General features: G+C 53.6%; 15 protein-coding genes, 8 tRNA genes and 1 other RNA gene. 11 read left to right on the top strand and 13 right to left on the bottom strand.

All coding sequences use genetic code 11. The features are described from left to right. Positions 1–93 precede the first annotated feature (93 nt). The 7 genes from FDX09_RS19435 to FDX09_RS19405 all read right to left on the bottom strand — a co-directional run bounded on the left by FDX09_RS19435 (position 94) and on the right by FDX09_RS19405 (position 893). A non-coding RNA gene (locus tag FDX09_RS19435) (RtT sRNA) lies at positions 94–227 on the bottom strand. Positions 228–249: 22 nt separating this feature from the next. Further along, positions 250–325: transfer RNA gene (locus tag FDX09_RS19430), tRNA-Lys, on the bottom strand. 4 nt (positions 326–329) lie between these two features. Further along, a tRNA-Val gene (locus FDX09_RS19425) sits at positions 330–405 on the bottom strand. A 46-nt stretch (positions 406–451) separates the two neighbouring features. Beyond that, a tRNA-Val gene (locus FDX09_RS19420) sits at positions 452–527 on the bottom strand. 46 nt (positions 528–573) lie between these two features. After that, positions 574–649, bottom strand: a tRNA-Val gene (locus FDX09_RS19415). A 46-nt stretch (positions 650–695) separates the two neighbouring features. After that, positions 696–771, bottom strand: a tRNA-Val gene (locus FDX09_RS19410). Between the two features lie 46 nt (positions 772–817). Further along, a tRNA-Val gene (locus FDX09_RS19405) sits at positions 818–893 on the bottom strand. Positions 894–1,151: 258 nt separating this feature from the next. Here FDX09_RS19405 and gltX point away from each other — a divergent pair. Further along, positions 1,152–2,567, top strand: coding sequence for a glutamate--tRNA ligase (gltX, locus tag FDX09_RS19400; RefSeq protein WP_038642458.1), 1,416 nt, complete (start codon positions 1,152–1,154; stop codon positions 2,565–2,567). Positions 2,568–2,623: 56 nt separating this feature from the next. Here the strand turns inward: gltX and FDX09_RS19395 are convergent, their stop codons facing one another. Together FDX09_RS19395 and FDX09_RS19390 are read right to left on the bottom strand one after the other, a co-directional pair. Further along, positions 2,624–3,016, bottom strand: a complete 393-nt coding sequence (locus FDX09_RS19395) for a YfeC-like transcriptional regulator (protein ID WP_038642449.1) — start codon at positions 3,014–3,016, stop codon at positions 2,624–2,626. A 1-nt stretch (position 3,017) separates the two neighbouring features. Beyond that, positions 3,018–3,380 (bottom strand): YfeC-like transcriptional regulator, encoded by a 363-nt coding sequence (locus FDX09_RS19390; RefSeq protein ID WP_006683575.1) that lies wholly within the window; start codon positions 3,378–3,380, stop codon positions 3,018–3,020. A gap of 221 nt (positions 3,381–3,601) precedes the next feature. On the opposite strand from FDX09_RS19390, the gene FDX09_RS19385 reads away from it, so the two are divergent. Both FDX09_RS19385 and FDX09_RS19380 read left to right on the top strand, forming a co-directional pair. After that, a tRNA-Ala gene (locus FDX09_RS19385) sits at positions 3,602–3,677 on the top strand. Between the two features lie 42 nt (positions 3,678–3,719). Then, a tRNA-Ala gene (locus FDX09_RS19380) sits at positions 3,720–3,795 on the top strand. A 150-nt stretch (positions 3,796–3,945) separates the two neighbouring features. On the opposite strand, the gene nupC is transcribed toward FDX09_RS19380, so the two are convergent. Further along, on the bottom strand, positions 3,946–5,148 hold the full coding sequence (nupC, locus tag FDX09_RS19375) for a nucleoside permease NupC (RefSeq protein ID WP_038642445.1): 1,203 nt from the start codon (positions 5,146–5,148) through the stop codon (positions 3,946–3,948). A 344-nt stretch (positions 5,149–5,492) separates the two neighbouring features. Here nupC and FDX09_RS19370 point away from each other — a divergent pair, with 344 nt between their 5' ends. Beyond that, a complete protein-coding gene (locus FDX09_RS19370) occupies positions 5,493–6,731 on the top strand; it encodes an Nramp family divalent metal transporter (protein ID WP_038642443.1) in 1,239 nt (412 codons plus the stop codon). Between the two features lie 32 nt (positions 6,732–6,763). On the opposite strand, the gene ypeC is transcribed toward FDX09_RS19370, so the two are convergent. Together ypeC and mgrA are read right to left on the bottom strand one after the other, a co-directional pair. Next, positions 6,764–7,090, bottom strand: coding sequence for a DUF2502 domain-containing protein YpeC (gene ypeC, locus FDX09_RS19365; RefSeq protein ID WP_003834889.1), 327 nt, complete (start codon positions 7,088–7,090; stop codon positions 6,764–6,766). 137 nt (positions 7,091–7,227) lie between these two features. Next, positions 7,228–8,217, bottom strand: a complete 990-nt coding sequence (mgrA, locus tag FDX09_RS19360; RefSeq protein ID WP_069324508.1) for an L-glyceraldehyde 3-phosphate reductase — start codon at positions 8,215–8,217, stop codon at positions 7,228–7,230. A 184-nt stretch (positions 8,218–8,401) separates the two neighbouring features. On the opposite strand from mgrA, the gene FDX09_RS19355 reads away from it, so the two are divergent. Further along, positions 8,402–10,054 (top strand): thiamine pyrophosphate-binding protein, encoded by a 1,653-nt coding sequence (locus tag FDX09_RS19355; protein ID WP_137347729.1) that lies wholly within the window; start codon positions 8,402–8,404, stop codon positions 10,052–10,054. Here FDX09_RS19355 and FDX09_RS19350 read toward each other — a convergent pair whose 3' ends face one another. After that, positions 10,055–11,290 (bottom strand): ion channel protein, encoded by a 1,236-nt coding sequence (locus FDX09_RS19350; RefSeq protein WP_137347728.1) that lies wholly within the window; start codon positions 11,288–11,290, stop codon positions 10,055–10,057. Between the two features lie 204 nt (positions 11,291–11,494). Here FDX09_RS19350 and glk point away from each other — a divergent pair, with 204 nt between their 5' ends. The 6 genes from glk to ptsP all read left to right on the top strand — a co-directional run bounded on the left by glk (position 11,495) and on the right by ptsP (position 19,272). Next, a complete protein-coding gene (gene glk, locus FDX09_RS19345; protein WP_038642435.1) occupies positions 11,495–12,460 on the top strand; it encodes a glucokinase in 966 nt (321 codons plus the stop codon). Positions 12,461–13,015: 555 nt separating this feature from the next. After that, complete coding sequence (locus tag FDX09_RS19335; protein WP_003028254.1) at positions 13,016–13,342, top strand: fructose PTS transporter subunit IIB; 327 nt, start codon at positions 13,016–13,018, stop codon at positions 13,340–13,342. A gap of 20 nt (positions 13,343–13,362) precedes the next feature. Further along, positions 13,363–14,610, top strand: coding sequence for a PTS fructose transporter subunit IIC (locus FDX09_RS19330; protein ID WP_038642433.1), 1,248 nt, complete (start codon positions 13,363–13,365; stop codon positions 14,608–14,610). 17 nt (positions 14,611–14,627) lie between these two features. Then, positions 14,628–15,713: an aminopeptidase gene (gene ypdF / locus FDX09_RS19325; protein WP_137347727.1), complete on the top strand. Its 1,086-nt coding sequence runs from the start codon at positions 14,628–14,630 to the stop codon at positions 15,711–15,713. After that, complete coding sequence (gene ypdE, locus FDX09_RS19320) at positions 15,713–16,753, top strand: aminopeptidase (RefSeq protein ID WP_137347726.1); 1,041 nt, start codon at positions 15,713–15,715, stop codon at positions 16,751–16,753. Before ypdF ends, ypdE begins: the two co-directional genes overlap by 1 nt. A gap of 23 nt (positions 16,754–16,776) precedes the next feature. Beyond that, entirely contained in the window at positions 16,777–19,272 is a 2,496-nt protein-coding gene (gene ptsP, locus FDX09_RS19315; protein WP_137347725.1) for a phosphoenolpyruvate--protein phosphotransferase, read from the top strand. Positions 19,273–19,326 lie beyond the last annotated feature (54 nt).

The raw sequence follows: 19,326 nt of genomic DNA, 5'->3' as shown, positions 1-19,326 counted from the left end.
TGTAGGCCTGATAAGCGCAGCGCATCAGGTAAGCAGATTCGAAACTTCCATATCGCAGATAGCAAAAAGGCGCCGCCAGCGCCCTTTTTACATTGGTGGGTCGTGCAGGATGACTCGCTTCGCTCGCCCTTCGGGCCGTCGCCGTAAACGGCTCCGTTGTCTCACTATGTTCGACCCGAACCTGCTGCAGGTTCGAATCGTTGAATTTTGCGCATAGCAAAAAGGCGCCTTTAGGGCGCCTTTTTACATTGGTGGGTCGTGCAGGATTCGAACCTGCGACCAATTGATTAAAAGTCAACTGCTCTACCAACTGAGCTAACGACCCGAAGTGGTGGGTGATGACGGGATCGAACCGCCGACCCCCTCCTTGTAAGGGAGGTGCTCTCCCAGCTGAGCTAATCACCCACTTCTCAATTTCTTGTTTTACACGGCGGAGACTACATAAAGTAGTTGGTGGGTGATGACGGGTTCGAACCGCCGACCCCCTCCTTGTAAGGGAGGTGCTCTCCCAGCTGAGCTAATCACCCACTTCTCAATTTCTTGTTTTACACGGCGGAGACTACATAAAGTAGTTGGTGGGTGATGACGGGTTCGAACCGCCGACCCCCTCCTTGTAAGGGAGGTGCTCTCCCAGCTGAGCTAATCACCCACTTCGGTACTTCATATTTTAACAAGAAATCCAGCTGGCGAGAAAGTGGTGGGTGATGACGGGATCGAACCGCCGACCCCCTCCTTGTAAGGGAGGTGCTCTCCCAGCTGAGCTAATCACCCACTTCGGTACTTCATATTTTAACAAGAAATCCAGCTGGCGAGAAAGTGGTGGGTGATGACGGGATCGAACCGCCGACCCCCTCCTTGTAAGGGAGGTGCTCTCCCAGCTGAGCTAATCACCCCCGCTGTGTGGAGTCGCATTATAGGGAGAGTTGAAAATGAGTCAACGCATTTTCAAAAGAAATTGTTCGTTCGTCGTAAATTTAAACAAAACGATCGCAAAACAATCCATTCAGCATGATTTGTATACGAAAATGGCAAAGCGTGATGTTCCAACCCGATCAACATTGAGGAATCAGACCACAGTGATAGAATACGAGCCTGATAATCTTCCCTGGATTTGCCGGTTGTCGGCATCTTTATAAACGTAAGGCCATTTCATGAAAATCAAAACTCGCTTCGCGCCAAGCCCGACAGGTTACCTGCACGTCGGCGGTGCGCGTACTGCTCTTTATTCCTGGCTTTTTGCACGTAACCATGGCGGTGAGTTTGTGCTGCGTATTGAAGACACCGATCTCGAACGCTCCACGCCGGAAGCTATTGAAGCCATTATGGATGGTATGAACTGGCTGAATCTGGAATGGGATGAAGGCCCGTACTTCCAGACCAAACGTTTTGATCGCTACAACGCTGTTATTGATGAAATGCTGGAAGCAGGCACCGCATATAAGTGCTACTGCTCCAAAGAGCGTCTGGATGCGCTGCGCGAAGAGCAGATGGCGAACGGTGAGAAGCCGCGTTACGACGGCCGCTGCCGCCACGGTCATGAGCACCATGCCGCCGATGAACCGTGCGTGGTGCGTTTTGCCAACCCGCAGGACGGTTCCGTTATTTTTGACGATCAGATCCGTGGGCCGATCGAATTCAGCAACCAGGAGCTGGACGATCTGATCATCCGCCGTACCGACGGCTCCCCAACCTACAACTTCTGCGTGGTTGTCGATGACTGGGATATGGAAATCACTCACGTTATTCGTGGCGAAGACCATATCAACAACACCCCGCGTCAGATCAATATCCTGAAAGCGCTGAATGCGCCGGTGCCGGTTTACGCGCACGTGTCGATGATCAACGGCGACGACGGTAAAAAACTCTCTAAACGTCACGGTGCGGTCAGCGTGATGCAATACCGCGATGACGGCTATCTGCCGGAAGCGCTGCTGAACTATCTGGTGCGCCTGGGCTGGTCCAGCGGCGATCAGGAAATCTTCACCCGTGAAGAGATGATTAAACTGTTCTCCCTCGGTGCGGTGAGCAAGTCTGCGAGCGCGTTCAACACTGAAAAATTGCAGTGGCTGAACCATCACTACATTAATGCGCTGGCACCGGAATATGTGGCAACGCATCTGCAGTGGCACATTGAGCAGGAAAATATCGATACTCGCGTTGGGCCTCAACTGTCTGAGCTGGTGAAACTGCTGGGCGAGCGTTGCAAGACGCTGAAAGAAATGGCGCAGAGCTGTCGCTACTTCTATGAAGACTTTGCTGAGTTCGACGCTGACGCGGCGAAGAAACACCTGCGTCCGGTTGCGCGTCAGCCGCTGGAAGTGGTTCGCGACAAACTGGCCGCCATTACCGAATGGACGGCAGAAAACGTCCACCACGCGATTCAGGCAACCGCTGATGAGCTGGAAGTGGGTATGGGTAAAGTTGGGATGCCGCTGCGCGTCGCGGTAACCGGCGCGGGTCAGTCCCCGGCGTTAGACGTCACGGTGCATGCGATTGGCAAATCCCGCAGCGTTGAGCGTATTAACAAAGCACTGGCGTTTATTGCAGAGCGTGAAAGTCAGCAGTAATTCTGGCTGATTGATGACACAACGGCAGGATGCGCTCCTGCCGTTTTTTTTACCTGTTATTCAGACTCATCAATGCCCAGACGAATAAGGAAATTACGAATCCCTTCGCGCGAGATATACATCGCCAGCTTTTCTTGTTCCGTTGGCGACATATTGTCCAGTGCGCTGATTATCTGGCGACAGGCATGGCTGCGTACTACATGGGTGTATTCTGCCAGCGGTTCTTCAGCCTGATAAAACTCAGGAGCTTTGCGAAAAGCGGGAACGTTGAGCAGAAACGTGCGGACACCGGAGTCAATATGAATAAGTCTTGCACGACCACCTTTAACGCCGGGAAATTTTTCGGTGGTCCAGTTTTGCTCTCTGATCCAACGATTGACGGTTTGTTTGGCTACCCCGAGACATTCCGCCAGCTCTTCGGTCGTCATTTTGCTGCGTAATTTTTTCATATTATTTGTTTTCGCGGATCCCTAAGCGTTGTAATAAACCCGTAATGCCTTCACGCAGGATCAATGACGTAAACATTTTCTGTTCTGATGGCGTCATCTCTTTGGCGAGTCTAATCAGCAGCGCCTCAATCGAAGTATCACCGGATAACGATAAGTTATCTGATAAACCTTCGGCTGAACGTTCAGCGCTGCGAATGTATTCACGAACTTGTTCGGTGACGTGAACCAGACGGGCTTTACCGCCCTGAACGCCTGGTTTTGGTGATGTAGCCCAACCTTCCTTGCGCACCCATTTATTGATGGTCTGTCGGCTGTATCCGGTCAGATTAGCAAGCTCTTCTGGCGTCATCCGTTCCTTGAACATAACGATTCCCTGAGTAGTCGTGGGGTTAATTAGTGGCTCATTTTATAGCACCATTTTAGTAGAAACCGTGACGCGTTTAACTACTGAATGCGAGTTGTTACGCAATGTTCTTCATTTGACTGCTTTTTCAGCGATTGAATTCTATGAGTTAATTTTGCCGTTGACACACGCGAAGGGAATTCATATGATGCCGCCCGTCAACTCGACAAGCTTTACGTGACGGGGCTATAGCTCAGCTGGGAGAGCGCTTGCATGGCATGCAAGAGGTCAGCGGTTCGATCCCGCTTAGCTCCACCAAATTTAATCCCAATAAATTTGGTATGTACGTAAAAGCATCGTGGGGCTATAGCTCAGCTGGGAGAGCGCTTGCATGGCATGCAAGAGGTCAGCGGTTCGATCCCGCTTAGCTCCACCAAAATTTAAACCCTCGCTGAAAAGCGGGGGTTTTTTGTTTTTACATCCTGCCAGTTCTCACCTTATATTTCTTTGGTTTACTGAATAACACGCATAAAAAAACCGGGGAGAAAAACCTCCCCGGTCTTAACACGACAATGTTGTCTTAGGCTTACAGCACCAGTGCTGCGATGGATGCAGACAGTACGCTCACCAGCGTAGAGCCGTACACCAGCTTCAGACCAAAGCGGGAAACCACGTTACCTTGTTCTTCGTTCAGGCCTTTAATCGCGCCGGCGATAATCCCGATGGAAGAGAAGTTAGCGAAGGAGACCAGGAACACAGAGATGATGCCTTCAGCGCGTGGAGAGAGCGTAGAGGCGATTTTCTGCAGATCCATCATCGCGACGAATTCGTTAGAAACCAGTTTGGTTGCCATGATACTGCCCACCTGCAACGCTTCGCTGGACGGTACACCCATTACCCATGCAACCGGGTAGAAGATGTAGCCCAGGATGCCCTGGAAGGAGATGCTGTAGCCAAACCAACCGGTCACGGTAGCGAACAGGGCGTTCAGGGCGGCGATCAGCGCGATGAAACCAATCAGCATGGCTGCAACGATAATTGCCACTTTGAAACCTGCCAGGATGTATTCACCCAGCATTTCGAAGAAGCTCTGGCCTTCGTGCAGGTTAGACATCTGAATGTTTTCTTCGCTGGCATCAACGGTGTAGGGGTTGATCAGCGACAAGACGATAAAGGTGCTGAACATGTTCAGAACCAGCGCAGCAACCACGTATTTCGGCTCCAGCATGGTCATATACGCGCCGACGATAGACATGGAAACCGTCGACATCGCTGTTGCAGCCATGGTGTACATACGGTTGCGGGACATTTTGCCGAGAATATCTTTATAGGCGATAAAGTTCTCGGACTGACCCAGGATCAGGGAGCTGACGGCGTTAAAGGATTCCAGCTTACCCATACCGTTGACTTTAGATAACAGGAAACCAATCGCGCGGATGACAATTGGCAGAACGCGGATATGCTGCAAAATACCAATCAGCGCGGAAATGAAGACGATCGGGCAAAGCACTTTCAGGAAGAAGAATGCCAGGCCTTTGTCGTTCATGCTGCCGAAGACAAAGTTTGTCCCTTCATTAGCGAATCCGAGCAGTTTCTCAAACATCTCGGAGAAGCCTCTCACGAAGCCCAGACCGACATCAGAGTTCAGGAAGAACCATGCCAGTAACACTTCAATAACAAGCAGTTGAATAACATAACGAATGCGGATTTTTTTACGGTCACTGCTTACCAGCAGTGCGAGTACCGCAACCACGGCAAGGGCCAGGACAAAATGAAGAACGCGGTCCATATTTGCTCCAAATATGAGGCAGGTTTAGTTTTCGTGCACATTCTATGTAACAACCATAAAGAAAACGAGATCAAACACACACTATAATAAGGACCTGTGACGAGATTCAAAATTAGTGATCGGCGATACACTTCTGTTATGTTGAGTAGGGAAGTGAAAAGTTATGTCATTGTGCTAATCTAATAACAATAATTAAACATCTCACCGGTATTTCCAGAATCTTTATCGATCCATAGACAATCGCTATCAGAGAAATCAACTTCACCCATTAAAATGAATTTGATAATCATTCTCAATGGGCGTAGCTTGAAACATAGCAAAGGCTATGTTTCTGGGGCACTAAAATGACGAACGATCGCGTTGAGAGTAGCAGTGGACGGGCAGCGCGCAAGTTGAAGCTCGCATTAATGGGACCTGCGTTCATCGCGGCGATCGGTTATATCGATCCAGGTAACTTTGCCACCAATATCCAGGCAGGGGCCAGCTTTGGTTATAAATTGCTGTGGGTGGTGGTCTGGGCAAACCTGATGGCGATGCTGATTCAGGTGCTGTCGGCAAAACTGGGTATTGCCACCGGTAAAAACCTGGCAGAGCAAATTCGCGATCACTATCCTCGCCCGGTGGTGTGGTTTTACTGGGTGCAGGCTGAAATTATCGCCATGGCGACCGACCTTGCTGAGTTTATTGGCGCTGCGATTGGTTTCAAACTGATCCTGGGCGTTTCGTTATTGCAGGGGGCCGTGCTTACCGGCATCGCGACATTCTTAATTTTGATGCTGCAGCGCCGCGGGCAAAAGCCGCTGGAAAAAGTCATTGGCGGCCTGCTGCTGTTTGTCGCTGCGGCTTACATTGTGGAACTGATCTTTTCCCAACCGAACTTCGCGCAGCTTAGCAAGGGGATGATTATTCCCAGCCTGCCCAATTCGGAGGCTGTGTTCCTGGCCGCAGGCGTACTTGGCGCGACCATCATGCCGCACGTCATTTATCTGCACTCTTCCTTAACCCAGCATCTGCACGGCGGAACGCGCCAACAGCGCTATACGGCCACCAAATGGGATGTGGCTATCGCCATGACGATTGCCGGATTTGTAAATCTGGCGATGATGGCGACAGCTGCCGCCGCATTTCATTTTAGCGGGCATACCGGTATCGCCGATCTCGATCAAGCGTACCTGACCCTTGAACCGCTGTTGAGCCATGCGGCGGCGACGGTGTTTGGTTTAAGCCTGGTGGCTGCGGGACTGTCTTCTACTGTGGTCGGCACGCTGGCGGGGCAGGTGGTGATGCAGGGATTCATCCGCTTTCATATCCCATTATGGGTACGTCGCACCGTCACTATGATGCCATCATTTATTGTGATTCTGATGGGGCTGGATCCGACCCGTATTCTGGTGATGAGCCAGGTGTTGCTCAGTTTCGGGATTGCCCTTGCGCTGGTGCCGCTACTGATCTTTACCAGCAACGGCACATTGATGGGGGATTTGGTTAACACCGCCTGGGTCAAATACATTGGCTGGATGATTGTGGTGTTAGTGGTCGCGCTCAATATCTGGTTACTGGTGGGAACCGCGCTGGGTTTGTAAAAACAAAAGAGCCCGCAGGCTCTTTTGTTACATTAATGATGATGTTTGTGACCGCGCCCGCGACCGCGATGGTCGTCACGGTCATTCCAGCCTTCGCGATAGCCGCGCTCATAAGCTTTACGTTTATCCCAGCCACGATGATAGCCGTTGTCATGACGCCACCAACGATTTTTGCGCCACTCATAGTTATGATGCCAGTAATCCCGGTCGCGCCAGCGGCCGCCATCCCAGTAGTTACCGTAATTATCGCGATCGCCAATTTGCAATTTTATTGATGGCAGCAGGGTGATTTCGCCAGCGTTCGCGGCCAGCGGGGTAAAAGCCAATAAGACTGCCGCCAGAATCAGTGACCTGAACATGTTTACTCTCCTTCACGATCGAGCCGTAGCCGGCCTGTTAACGTAATATTACGGGGCAGTAAAGCCCCGTTTCATCGCCTTAACTCTTAAATCGCGAGCGAGAGCACTTTTTGTTAATAAATGTGTCTTTATTTCAATCAGCTCAGAATGGCATCAATCTCGGCGCACTCTTCGGCAGAGAAATGCCGGTTTGCCAGCATGCCAACGGCGTCTTCAATTTGCGCGGGTTTACTGGCGCCTATCAGCACGGAGGTGATCTTGTCTTCCCGTAATACCCACGCGAGCGCCATTTGAGAAAGTTTTTGTCCCCGGCGCTCTGCGAGCGCGTTCAGCGCACGGACCTTTTCCAGTTTTTGTGGCGTTAACTGGTCCGGGTTAAGAAAACGGCTGGAGCTTGCCGCGCGCGAGTCCGCAGGAATACCGTTCAGGTAGCGGTCGGTTAATTGCCCACCCGCCAGCGGTGAGAAGGCGATACTGCCAACACCCTTTTCCTGTAACAGCGACAGCAGGCCACTTTCGACCCAACGTTCAAACAGGGAATATTTAGGCTGGTGGATAAGGCAGGGGGTGCCTAAATCGTCGAGTATTTCAATCGCCTGCCTGGCAAGCTCAGCCGGATAGTTAGACAGCCCGACGTACAGCGCTTTCCCCTGACGGACAATATGATCCAGCGCGCGCATGGTTTCTCTGAGCGGCGTTTCAGGATCGGGCCGGTGATGATAGAAGATATCAACATACTCCAGCCCCAGGCGTTTGAGGCTTTGATCGAGGCTGGCAATCAGGTACTTGCGCGATCCCCAGTCGCCGTAGGGCCCCTCCCACATGGTGTAGCCCGCTTTGGTGGAGATGATCAGCTCATCCCGCCACGGTAAAAAATCTTCCTGCAGAATGCGGCCAAAATTTCGCTCCGCTGAGCCCGGCGGCGGGCCATAGTTATTCGCCAGGTCAAAATGAGTAATTCCCAGATCGAATGCGCGCTGTAACAGCGCCCGACTGTTCTCTACCTGCGTGGCATCACCAAAATTATGCCACAAACCCAAAGAGACAATCGGCAACCTGAGACCGCTCTGGCCGCAGCGGCGATACTCCATTGTTTGATAGCGATTTTCATCAGCCTGATAAACCATGTAGCCTCCTGTTGGATAACGTGTGTCATTGAGTGTATACGTTTACACAAAGCAGACTGTAATGAATTTTTAATCGTCAAAACTGTACATCTTGCTTTCCACCCCCTTCACAGCAACTCCCCTGGACAGTCATCACAGTTCTTCGATACTCAACATTGAGGTTACCGTCAGAAGGATAGCTGTCATGCAAACCCAATATTCCGTTGCTGATTATCTGCTGGACAGGCTGGCAGGCTGTGGCGTCGGCCACCTCTTTGGTGTGCCTGGCGATTATAATTTGCAGTTTCTTGACCACGTGATTGAACATCCCAGCGTACGTTGGGTCGGGTGTGCGAACGAATTAAATGCGGCTTATGCTGCGGATGGCTATGCCCGGGTGGCAGGGGCGGGAGCTTTGCTCACCACGTTTGGCGTGGGGGAGTTAAGTGCGATCAACGGTATCGCGGGAAGCTATGCGGAATATGTTCCCGTTTTGCATATTGTCGGCGCGCCCTGTCGCGGTGCGCAGCGTCGTGGGGAACTGATGCATCACACCCTTGGCGACGGTGACTTTCAGCATTTTTACCGTATGCAGCAGGCTGTAACGACGGCCAGCGCAGTGCTGGATGAACAAAACGCCTGCTATGAAATTGATCGCGTGCTGCGGGCGATGTTAACTGAGCGCAGGCCGGGCTATTTGATGTTGCCTGCTGATGTGGCAAAACAGCCCGCCACGCCGCCGAATGACGCCCTGATTATTCCTCTGAGCGAACCGGAAAGCAGCGTGGCGGAAGCGTTTCGCTATTATGCCCGCGAGCGGCTATTGGACAGTCCGCGCGTAGCGCTGCTGGCCGACTTTCTCGCGCAGCGTTTTGGCTTACAGCCTGTATTGCAGCGTTGGATGGCGGAAACGCCGATGGCTCACGCCACGCTGTTGATGGGGAAAGGGTTATTTGATGAGCGTCACCCGGCGTTTGTCGGTACGTACAGCGCCGGAGCCAGTAGCGACTATGTGCGCCAGGCCATTGAAGATGCCGATACGATTATTTGCGTCGGTACACAATTTGTCGACACCCTGACCGCTGGGTTTACGCAACGGTTACCACCGGAGCGCACGATTGACGTTCAGCCCCATGCGTCACGTGTTGGTACCCAATGGTTTAACGTTCCGATGGAACAGGCCGTCACTACGTTACGCGAGTTGTGTCTGGAGATGTCGTTTTCACTGCCGCCCGAACGCCCGCCAGTTGGGCGTATCCAGGTTGAGAAGGGGCTGCTGACCCAGGAAAATTTCTGGCAAACGGTGCAACACTATCTGGCGCCGGATGACATCATCCTCGTCGACCAGGGAACGGCGGCATTTGGTGCGGCAGCGCTCTCGCTACCCAGCGGTGCGGAAGTCCTGGTCCAACCCCTGTGGGGTTCCATCGGCTACGCGCTCCCGGCGGCATTTGGCGCGCAAACGGCCTGCCCGGACCGCCGGGTGATCCTGATTATTGGCGATGGTGCAGCGCAACTCACTATCCAGGAACTGGGCTCCATGCTCAGGGACGGGCAATCACCGGTGATTTTACTGCTTAACAATGACGGCTATACCGTGGAGAGGGCCATTCACGGGGCAAATCAGCGTTATAACGACATCGCCGGATGGAACTGGACCCAGGTGCCGCAGGCGTTAAGTCATGAATGTCAGGCGGAATGCTGGCGAGTGAAGCAGGCGGTCCAACTGGAGGAAGTGCTGGCCCGGCTGTCCCGTCCGCAACGGTTGTCATTAATTGAAGTGGTGCTACCGAAAGCCGATCTTCCTGAGTTATTGCGCACGGTGACCCGTGCGCTGGAATCTCGCAACGGAGGATAGCTACTCCTCGGGACGGCTGGCGATCATCATTGGTTTTCCGGCCAATAAAAGCCAGGCGGGGAGCATAACGACGCAAAGCAGCGGCAGCAAAGTGGTGTCTGGCACCACGACTGCCGCCATAAACAGGCTCAGCCACGCGTCGCGGGTAACGACCAGCACCAGCCCGAGAATCGCGCAGGAGACCGTGATGGCTGCCGGAACGGCTTCAACATGGGCGTGCAGCATCAGACCCAGCGCGACACCCACGAAGACCGCCGGAAAAATTCGCCCGCCGCGAAAACCGCTCGCTGCTGCGACCACCAATGCCGCCAGTTTGATCACGGCAAGCAGCAAATAATCCGTTGTCCCCAGCGTCTGGCTAAACGCCATTTGCTGCATTTCATCCAGTCCCTTAAATAAGGTAAGCGGTCCGCCAATTACACCCAAAATACCGAGAATAAAACCACCAACCCCAAGGATCAGTACCGGGTGTTTAAGCCGATGTATTAAATGATGCAAGCGCGGTAGACACCAGACGGCCACCATGCCCGCGGCAATGGCGATAGCAGCAACGACCGCACCGCTGAGGATATCGATCAGATGCATTTGCGTATAGTGCGCGATGGGCAATGAAAAATGGGGATGAAAGAACAGGCTGGTGGTCAGTGAACCTGCGGCGGCGGCCATTAATGGCGCAAACAGGCGATCCCATAAAGGAACATCGTTCGAGCTATTCAGCGTTTGCGAAAACACCAACGCGGCGGCCACGGGAGTACCAAATAACGCCCCGATGGTGCCGGCAGAGGCGAGAATGGTCCAGTCCAGCTTAGCAATGCGCGGAAAGAGGCGGCTGCCAAGCGCCACTGCGAGGGCGATATTCACGGTCATGATGGGATGTTCCGGCCCTAAACTGACGCCGCCCGCCAGACCGAGGATTAGCGCCGCCAGCAGGCCTGGCAGCGCCGAAACGGCCACCGGCATTCCGATTAACGGTTCACAAGCCGGATCCGGACCAGCGTGGCCCCGGCTGTAGCGGATGACAAGCCCGACCATCAGTCCGGTTAACGTGAGCATACCGATGATCCACAGCGGAGAGTCCTGGGCAATTCCGATGCTAATCGGCAGACGCTCCCATAAAAATTGCTGTAAAACGGAAGCGACTTTCATCACAACCATCAACACCAGGCTGGACGCTATGCCAATGATTATCGCGGGAGTTGATAGCAAGAGCATCGTTCTGGCTCGCGGATGGAGCATTTTCAATTCCTTCAAACAGAGTCATAGATATAGTTTGCACAGCCTGCGCGACCGCATCGCTGCAAATGGTGCTGAAACGATAAAGTAATTGTGTGATCTGGATCGATTTTCTACGGGCATCAGCCTTCAGGCCGTTGTTGTTATGCCCCCATGAATTTACAGTGTGGCAAAGATTTATTCTGACTTTAGCGGAGCAGTGGAAGAATGACAAAATATGCTTTAGTAGGTGATGTTGGCGGCACCAACGCACGTCTTGCTCTGTGCGACATTGCCAGTGGCGAGATTTCGCAGGCAAAAACCTATTCCGGGCTGGATTACCCCAGTCTGGAGGCTGTGGTGCGCGTGTACCTGGATGAGCATAGCGTCAGCGTCGAAGATGGTTGCATTGCCATTGCCTGTCCGATCACCGGCGACTGGGTGGCAATGACCAACCATACCTGGGCATTCTCTATTGCTGAGATGAAAAAAAATCTGGGCTTTAGCCATCTGGAAATCATTAATGATTTCACCGCCGTGTCGATGGCAATCCCCATGCTGAAAAAAGAGCATTTGATCCAGTTTGGCGGCGCGGAACCTGTCGAAGGCAAACCGATTGCGGTGTATGGCGCGGGAACTGGCCTCGGCGTGGCGCATCTGGTGCATGTTGATAAACGCTGGGTAAGTCTGCCGGGTGAAGGCGGGCACGTGGATTTTGCGCCTAACAGCGAAGAAGAGGGGATTATCCTTGAGGTTCTGCGTGCGGAAATCGGTCATGTTTCTGCTGAGCGTGTGCTCTCAGGACCCGGACTGGTGAACCTGTATCGCGCCATCGTCAAATCAGACGGCCGCCTGCCGGAAAATCTGCAGCCGAAGGATATCACCGCCCGTGCGCTGGAAGATTCCTGTATCGACTGCCGCCGCGCGCTGTCGCTGTTCTGTGTGATCATGGGCCGCTTTGGCGGCGATCTGGCGTTAACGCTGGGCACGTTTGGCGGCGTGTACATCGCTGGCGGGATCGTGCCGCGCTTCCTTGAATTCTTTAAAGCTTCCGGTTTCCGCGGTGGGTTTGAAGATAAAGGACGTTTTAAAGCCTACGTTCAGGATATTCCGGTGTATCTGATTGTGCATGATAATCCGGGCCTGCTTGGTTCTGGCGCACATCTGCGCCAGACGCTGGGGCATATTTTGTAAGGCCAATGTCGGATGGTATTTAGCAATCATCCGGCCTGTATTCCCACTAAACCGCGCTTCTGACGTAATGACGATCAGTTAACGACGAGCAATCGTCGTAACTATAGCTAAGAGCGGCATATCCGGAGGTAATGAATTTGTTGCCCCCGGTATTTGTTACGTTCACCTTATGTTTTTCACTTCTCTGAAATAATAGTACCCGTGAACGTGTTAAGGGTACTATCGCCGTACCCTTAACAATCCCGCCGGGAGCCTGGGTTGCAAGGGAGGCGGCGGTGAGCCTCCCTTGCACGTTCACGGGTACCTGTGCTTCAGAAAAGTGAAAAGCTGAAGTGAACGGAACCCTGAGTCGCAATCACATGTTCTCCATAATGATTAACTGACAAGCATTACGCTTCTGACGCGTTTTTTTATGCCTGCCGCCCAGCTTTCCGACCTTCGTCACACTTCCTGATTACTGGATTATATGTCCAGTAAAAGCATTATTTGTCTGATAACGGTCGCTACTTGCCTCGGACCATAATTTCTCTCGTTAACTATTACGAGGAAATGAATATGAGCAAAAAATTGATTGCTGTCTGTGCGTGCCCAATGGGGCTGGCTCACACCTTTATGGCGGCGCAGGCGCTGGAAGAAGCGGCGGTTGAAGCCGGTTATGAAGTGAAAATCGAAACTCAGGGCGCTGACGGAATTCAAAATCGACTGACGGCGCAGGATATCGCTGAGGCGACGTTAATCATCCATTCAGTTGCCGTTACCCCGGAAGATAACGAGCGTTTCGAGTCGCGTGACGTCTACGAAATTACGCTACAGGACGCGATAAAAAATGCGGCCGGCATCATTAAAGAGATCGAAGAGATGGTTGCCGCTGAACAACAATAATCATCGACAGGGAACTACGTATGGCCATTAAAAAACGCAGTGCAACCGTTGTGCCAGGCGCATCTGGTGCGACAGCGGCAATAAAAAATCCACCGGCCTCCCGCAACAGCTTCTGGGGCGAACTTCCGCAACATGTGATGTCGGGTATTTCACGCATGGTGCCGACATTGATTATGGGCGGGGTAATTCTCGCCTTCTCGCAACTGATCGCTTATAGCTGGCTCGATATTCCTGCTGACACGGGCATCATGGATGCGTTGAACAGCGGAAAATTTACCGGTTTTAATCTCTCATTACTGAAGTTTGCCTGGCTGTCGCAATCTTTTGGCGGCGTGCTGTTTGGTTTTGCTATTCCGATGTTTGCCGCGTTCGTTGCCAATTCGATTGGCGGCAAACTGGCGTTTCCGGCGGGGTTCATCGGTGGGCTGATGTCTACTCAGCCTACCCAGATGCTGAATTTTGACCCATCGACGCTGCAATGGGTAACCAGTGCTCCCGTGCCTTCCACCTTTATTGGCGCGCTCATTATCTCGATCGTTGCCGGATATCTGGTGAAGTGGATGAACCAAAAAATTCAGCTCCCTGATTTCCTGCTGGCGTTCAAAACCACCTTCTTGCTACCCATTCTCTCCGCCATTTTCGTCATGCTGGCGATGTATTACGTAATCACGCCGTTTGGCGGCTGGATCAACGGTGGAATTCGTACTCTGCTGACCGCAGCAGGAGAGAAAGGGACGCTGATGTATGCGATGGGGATTTCCGCGGCAACGGCCATCGACCTCGGGGGGCCGATTAATAAAGCTGCTGGATTTGTCGCCTTCAGCTTTACCACCGATCACGTTCTGCCGGTCACCGCGCGCTCTATTGCGATTGTGATTCCGCCGATTGGTCTCGGACTGGCAACGCTGCTTGACCGCCGCTTAACGGGGAAACGTCTGTTCAGCGCCCAGCTCTACCCGCAGGGAAAAACGGCAATGTTCCTCGCATTTATGGGCATCAGCGAAGGGGCTATCCCGTTTGCGCTGGAAAGCCCCATCACGGCAATTCCCTCTTACATGGTTGGCGCCATTGTCGGATCGACGGCTGCCGTCTGGCTGGGTGCGGTGCAATGGTTCCCTGAGTCGGCTATCTGGGCATGGCCGCTGGTGACCAATCTCGGTGTCTATATGGCAGGGATCCTGTTAGGTGCGGTGATTACGGCGCTGATGGTGGTGTTCCTGCGCCATCTGATGTACCGCAAAGGCAAATTGCTGATTGAAAGCCTCTGATCAAAAGGATTGTAACCATGAGCTTACTTGCCTCGCTGCGTGACTGGTTAACGGCGCAACATCTCGATGCGATGCTGCTGTCATCGCGGCAGAATAAACAGCCACATATGGGGATCTCCAGCAGTTCAGGGTATGTGTTTATCAGCCATGAAAGCGCGCATATCCTGGTCGATGCCCGTTATTACACTGATGTCGCTACGCGTACCCAGGGCTACCAGATCCATCTCCTCGATGGCACACAGACGTTGTATTCGCGGGTGAATCACATCATTGCTGACGAAAAGCTGCAGACGGTGGGGTTCGAAGGCGAGCAGGTAAGCTGGGAAACGGCACAGGCCTGGGCAGGCAAACTGCATGGACGGCTGGTCAGCGCCGTGCCGGACGTGCTTCGGCAGGTGAAAACGGCCCAGGAAATAGCCTGTATCCGTGAAGCCTGTCGGATTGCCGACCTCAGCGCTGAACATATACGGCGGTTTATTCAACCCGGTCTGAGTGAGCGCGAGATTGCCACCGAACTGGAGTGGTTTATGCGCACGCTTGGCGCAGACAAAGCTTCTTTTGACACCATTGTCGCCAGCGGCTGGCGCGGCGCGCTGCCGCATGGTAAAGCCAGCGATAAACGGGTTGCAGCAGGTGAATTCATTACGCTGGATTTTGGCGCACAGTATCAGGGGTATTGTTCGGATATGACGCGAACGTTTCGCATACCTGACGCCAGGCAACCAGCAGAAGACAGTGCGCTATTTTCGATTTATCAGGTTGTCCTGGAAGCGCAACTGGCGGCGGTAGCGGCAATTCGACTTGGCGCGCGTTGCAATGAGGTGGACGCCGCAGCCAGGCAAGTTATTACACAGGCGGGCTATGGTAATGCGTTTGGTCACAATACCGGACACGCTATCGGCATTGAAGTCCATGAGAACCCACGTTTTTCCCCTACCGATGAGACGCCTCTGGCGGCGGGAATGCTGCTCACCGTTGAACCAGGTATTTATCTGCCGGGGCAGGGCGGAGTGCGTATCGAGGACGTGGTGCTGGTTACGCCAGACGGCGGCGAGGTGCTCTACACCATGGCGAAAACATTGTTACACACGGGAGAGGCGTGATGGACTTATCGCTACTGAAGGCGCTGAGCGAGGCTGATGCGATCGCCTCCTCAGAACAGGAGGTGCGACAGATCTTGCTCGAAGAAGCAGATCGTCTGCAGAAAGAAGTGCGCTTCGATGGGTTGGGATCGGTGTTGATCCGCCTGAATGAATCAACCGGTCCGAAGGTAATGATCTGCGCGCATATGGATGAAGTGGGATTTATTGTGCGCAGTATTTCCAGGGAAGGGGCGATCGATGTCTTGCCGGTGGGAAATGTGCGTATGGCGGCCAGACAGTTACAGCCAGTGCGGATTACCACCCGCGAAGAGAGCAAAATCCCGGGGCTGCTCGACGGAGATCGCAGTGGCAATGAAGTGAATGCGCTGCGGGTGGATATTGGCGCGCGGTCTTATGACGAAGTACTTCAGGCCGGCGTATGTCCAGGCGATCGCGTCACCTTTGACACGACTTTTCAGGTTTTGCCGCACCAACGCGTCATGGGCAAAGCCTTTGATGACCGACTTGGATGTTATTTGCTGATCGCGCTGCTGCGCGAATGGCATAACGCCATCCTTCCTTGCGAGGTGTGGCTGGTGGCCAGTTCCAGTGAAGAAGTGGGACTGCGCGGAGGGCAAACGGCAGCGCGTGCGGTTGCGCCCGATGTGGCGATCGTGCTGGATACAGCCTGCTGGGCGAAAAATTTTGATTATGGCGCGGCCAACCACCGACAGCTCGGCAAAGGCCCGATGCTGGTGCTGAGCGATAAATCGCTGATTGCGCCGCCAAAGCTGACGGCATGGATTGAAAGTGTAGCCACTGATGCGGGCATCCCGTTACAACTCGATATGTTCAGTAATGGCGGCACAGACGGCGGGGCCGTACACGTCAGCGGAACGGGGATCCCGACGGTTGTTATGGGGCCAGCTACGCGGTATGGGCACTGTGCGGCATCAATTGCCGACTGTCGTGACATCATCCAGACGCAGCAGTTGTTGTCGGCGCTTATTTCACATCTTACGTGCGAAACCGTGGCTCATCTGACGGACTTCAGGTGCTGATTTCGCGCTAATCAGGAGTTGTTATGCTAACGATTCAATTTCTTTGCCCGTTACCCAATGGACTGCATGCGCGTCCAGCATGGGAGCTGAAAGAGCAGTGCAGCCAGTGGCAAAGTGAGGTGATGTTTTTCAACCATCGTCAAAACGCCAAAGCGGATGCGAAAAGCTCGCTGGCGCTGATTGGCACCGGGACGCTGTTTAATGACAGCTGTAGCTTAACCATCACCGGTCAGGATGAAGAGCAGGCCAGGCGGGTGCTGGAGGAGTACATTCAGCAGCGGTTTATCGACAGCGACAGCGTTCAGCCAGGAGCGGCGGAACTGGCGGCGCATCCGTTGCCGCGTTCGCTGATTCGACTCAATCCGGATTTACTGTATGGCACCGTGCTGGCAGGCGGCGTGGGGGCAGGTCAGCTCACGCTGTGGCAGAGTGATAATCTGGAGAGCTATCGCGCGATTGCGGCGAGTGCGGAAGACAACGCCAGGCTGGAGCACAGTCTGGCGACGCTGGCGGAGCTGCTCAATCAGCAACTGCGTGAGCGCGATGGTGAGAGTAAAACCATTCTCAGCGCGCATCTGTCTCTGATTCAGGACGACGAGTTTGCCGGGAATATTCGCCACTTAATGCTGGAGCAGCATCTGGGGCTGGGGGCGGCGATTATTACCAATATGGAGCAAGTATGCGACAAGCTGTCGGCTTCCGGCAGCGATTACCTGCGTGAACGCGTCAGCGACATCCGTGATATCAGTGAACAATTGCTGCACATCACCTGGCCTGAAAAGCGGCCACGCCATGCGCTGGTGCTGGAAAAACCAACGATTCTGGTGGCTGAAGATCTGACGCCCAGCCAGTTTTTGGGCCTCGATTTGCAGCATCTGTCAGGCATGATCCTTGAGAAAACAGGGCGCACCTCGCATACGCTGATCCTCGCTCGGGCGTCGGCGATTCCGGTGCTTAGCGGCTTGCCGCTGGCAGCGATTAGCCGCTATGCCGGGCAACCCGCAGTCCTGGATGCCCGATGTGGGGTCCTGGCCATTAATCCAGACGAGGCGGTTCGCGGCTACTATGCGATTGCGCAGAAGCTGGCTGACGAATGCCAGCGTCGGCAAGCGCTTGACGCCGCCCAGCCCGCGTTAACCAAAGACAATCAACGAATTGACGTCGCAGCGAATATTGGCACCGCGCTGGAAGCGCCGGGAGCGTTTGCCAATGGCGCGGAAGGGATCGGGTTGTTTCGCACAGAAATGCTGTTTATGGATCGCGACAGCGCTCCCGACGAGCAGGAACAGTTTGAGGCCTACCAGCAGGTATTGTTGGCCGCAGGCGACAAGCCGGTTATCTTTCGCACGATGGATATTGGTGGCGATAAGAACATCCGCTATCTCAATATTCCGCAAGAAGAGAACCCATTCCTGGGCTATCGTGCGGTGCGGATTTATCCTGAGTTTGCCGGACTGTTTCGCACGCAGTTGCGCGCCATTTTACGCGCGGCGACCTTCGGTAATGCGCAGTTGATGATCCCGATGGTGCACAGCCTCGACCAGATTTTATGGGTAAAAAGCGAATTGCAAAAAGCGCTGGTGGAGCTGAAAGCGGAGGGTTTACGTCATGCTCCGACAATTTCATTGGGTATTATGGTTGAAGTACCTTCGGTGTGTTACATCATCGACCACTTCTGCGACGAGGTGGATTTCTTCAGCATTGGTTCCAATGACATGACTCAGTATCTGTACGCTGTCGATCGCAATAATCCTCGCGTGTCGCCACTGTACAACCCGATTACGCCCTCGTTCTTGCGGATGTTGCAGCAGATTGTTCGCGTGGCGCACGAACGTGGTAAATGGGTGGGCATTTGCGGAGAACTGGGCGGCGAAGGACGTTACTTGCCGCTGCTGTTGGGCTTAGGGCTTGACGAACTAAGTATGAGCAGCCCACGGATTCCGGCAGTAAAAAGCCAGCTTCGTCAACTGGACTGCCAGGCGTGTCGCGAACTCGCTATACAGGCCTGCGAGTGTCGCAGCGCTCAGGAGATTGAAGATCTGCTGAACCAGTTTGCGCCACAGAAAGAGGTGCGGCCGCTACTGGCGCTGGAGAATATTTTTGTTGGTGAGCCCCTTACCAACAAAGAGCAGGCGATCCAGTTCTTATGTGGCAATCTTGGGGTAAATGGACGCACCGAACATCCGTTTGAGCTGGAGGAAGATGTCTGGCAGCGTGAAGAGATAGTCACTACCGCCGTAGGTTTCGGGGTTGCTATCCCACATACTAAATCCCAGTGGATCAGCCATTCCAGTATCAGTATTGCCCGGCTTGCTCAGCCGATAGACTGGCAGTCCGAGATGGGCGACGTTGAACTGGTGATCATGCTGACGCTAGGCGCCGATGAAGGCATTAACCACGTGAAGGTCTTCTCGCAGCTGGCGCGTAAGCTGGTGAACAAGCAGTTCCGCCAGTCGTTGTTTGCCGCTACCGATGCCGAAAGCATTCTGGCGCTGCTGGAGGCGGAACTGACGTTTTAAATTCTACAGAGAGGAACGCTTTCCAGCCTGCAGCGAGGCGCTTGCAGGCTGCGT

It is taken from the genome of Citrobacter sp. wls717 (assembly GCF_005280955.1).
GTDB lineage: Bacteria > Pseudomonadota > Gammaproteobacteria > Enterobacterales > Enterobacteriaceae > Citrobacter > Citrobacter werkmanii.
Note: the sequence above shows the minus strand (reverse complement) of the source record. Positions and strands in the feature narration are given on the sequence as shown.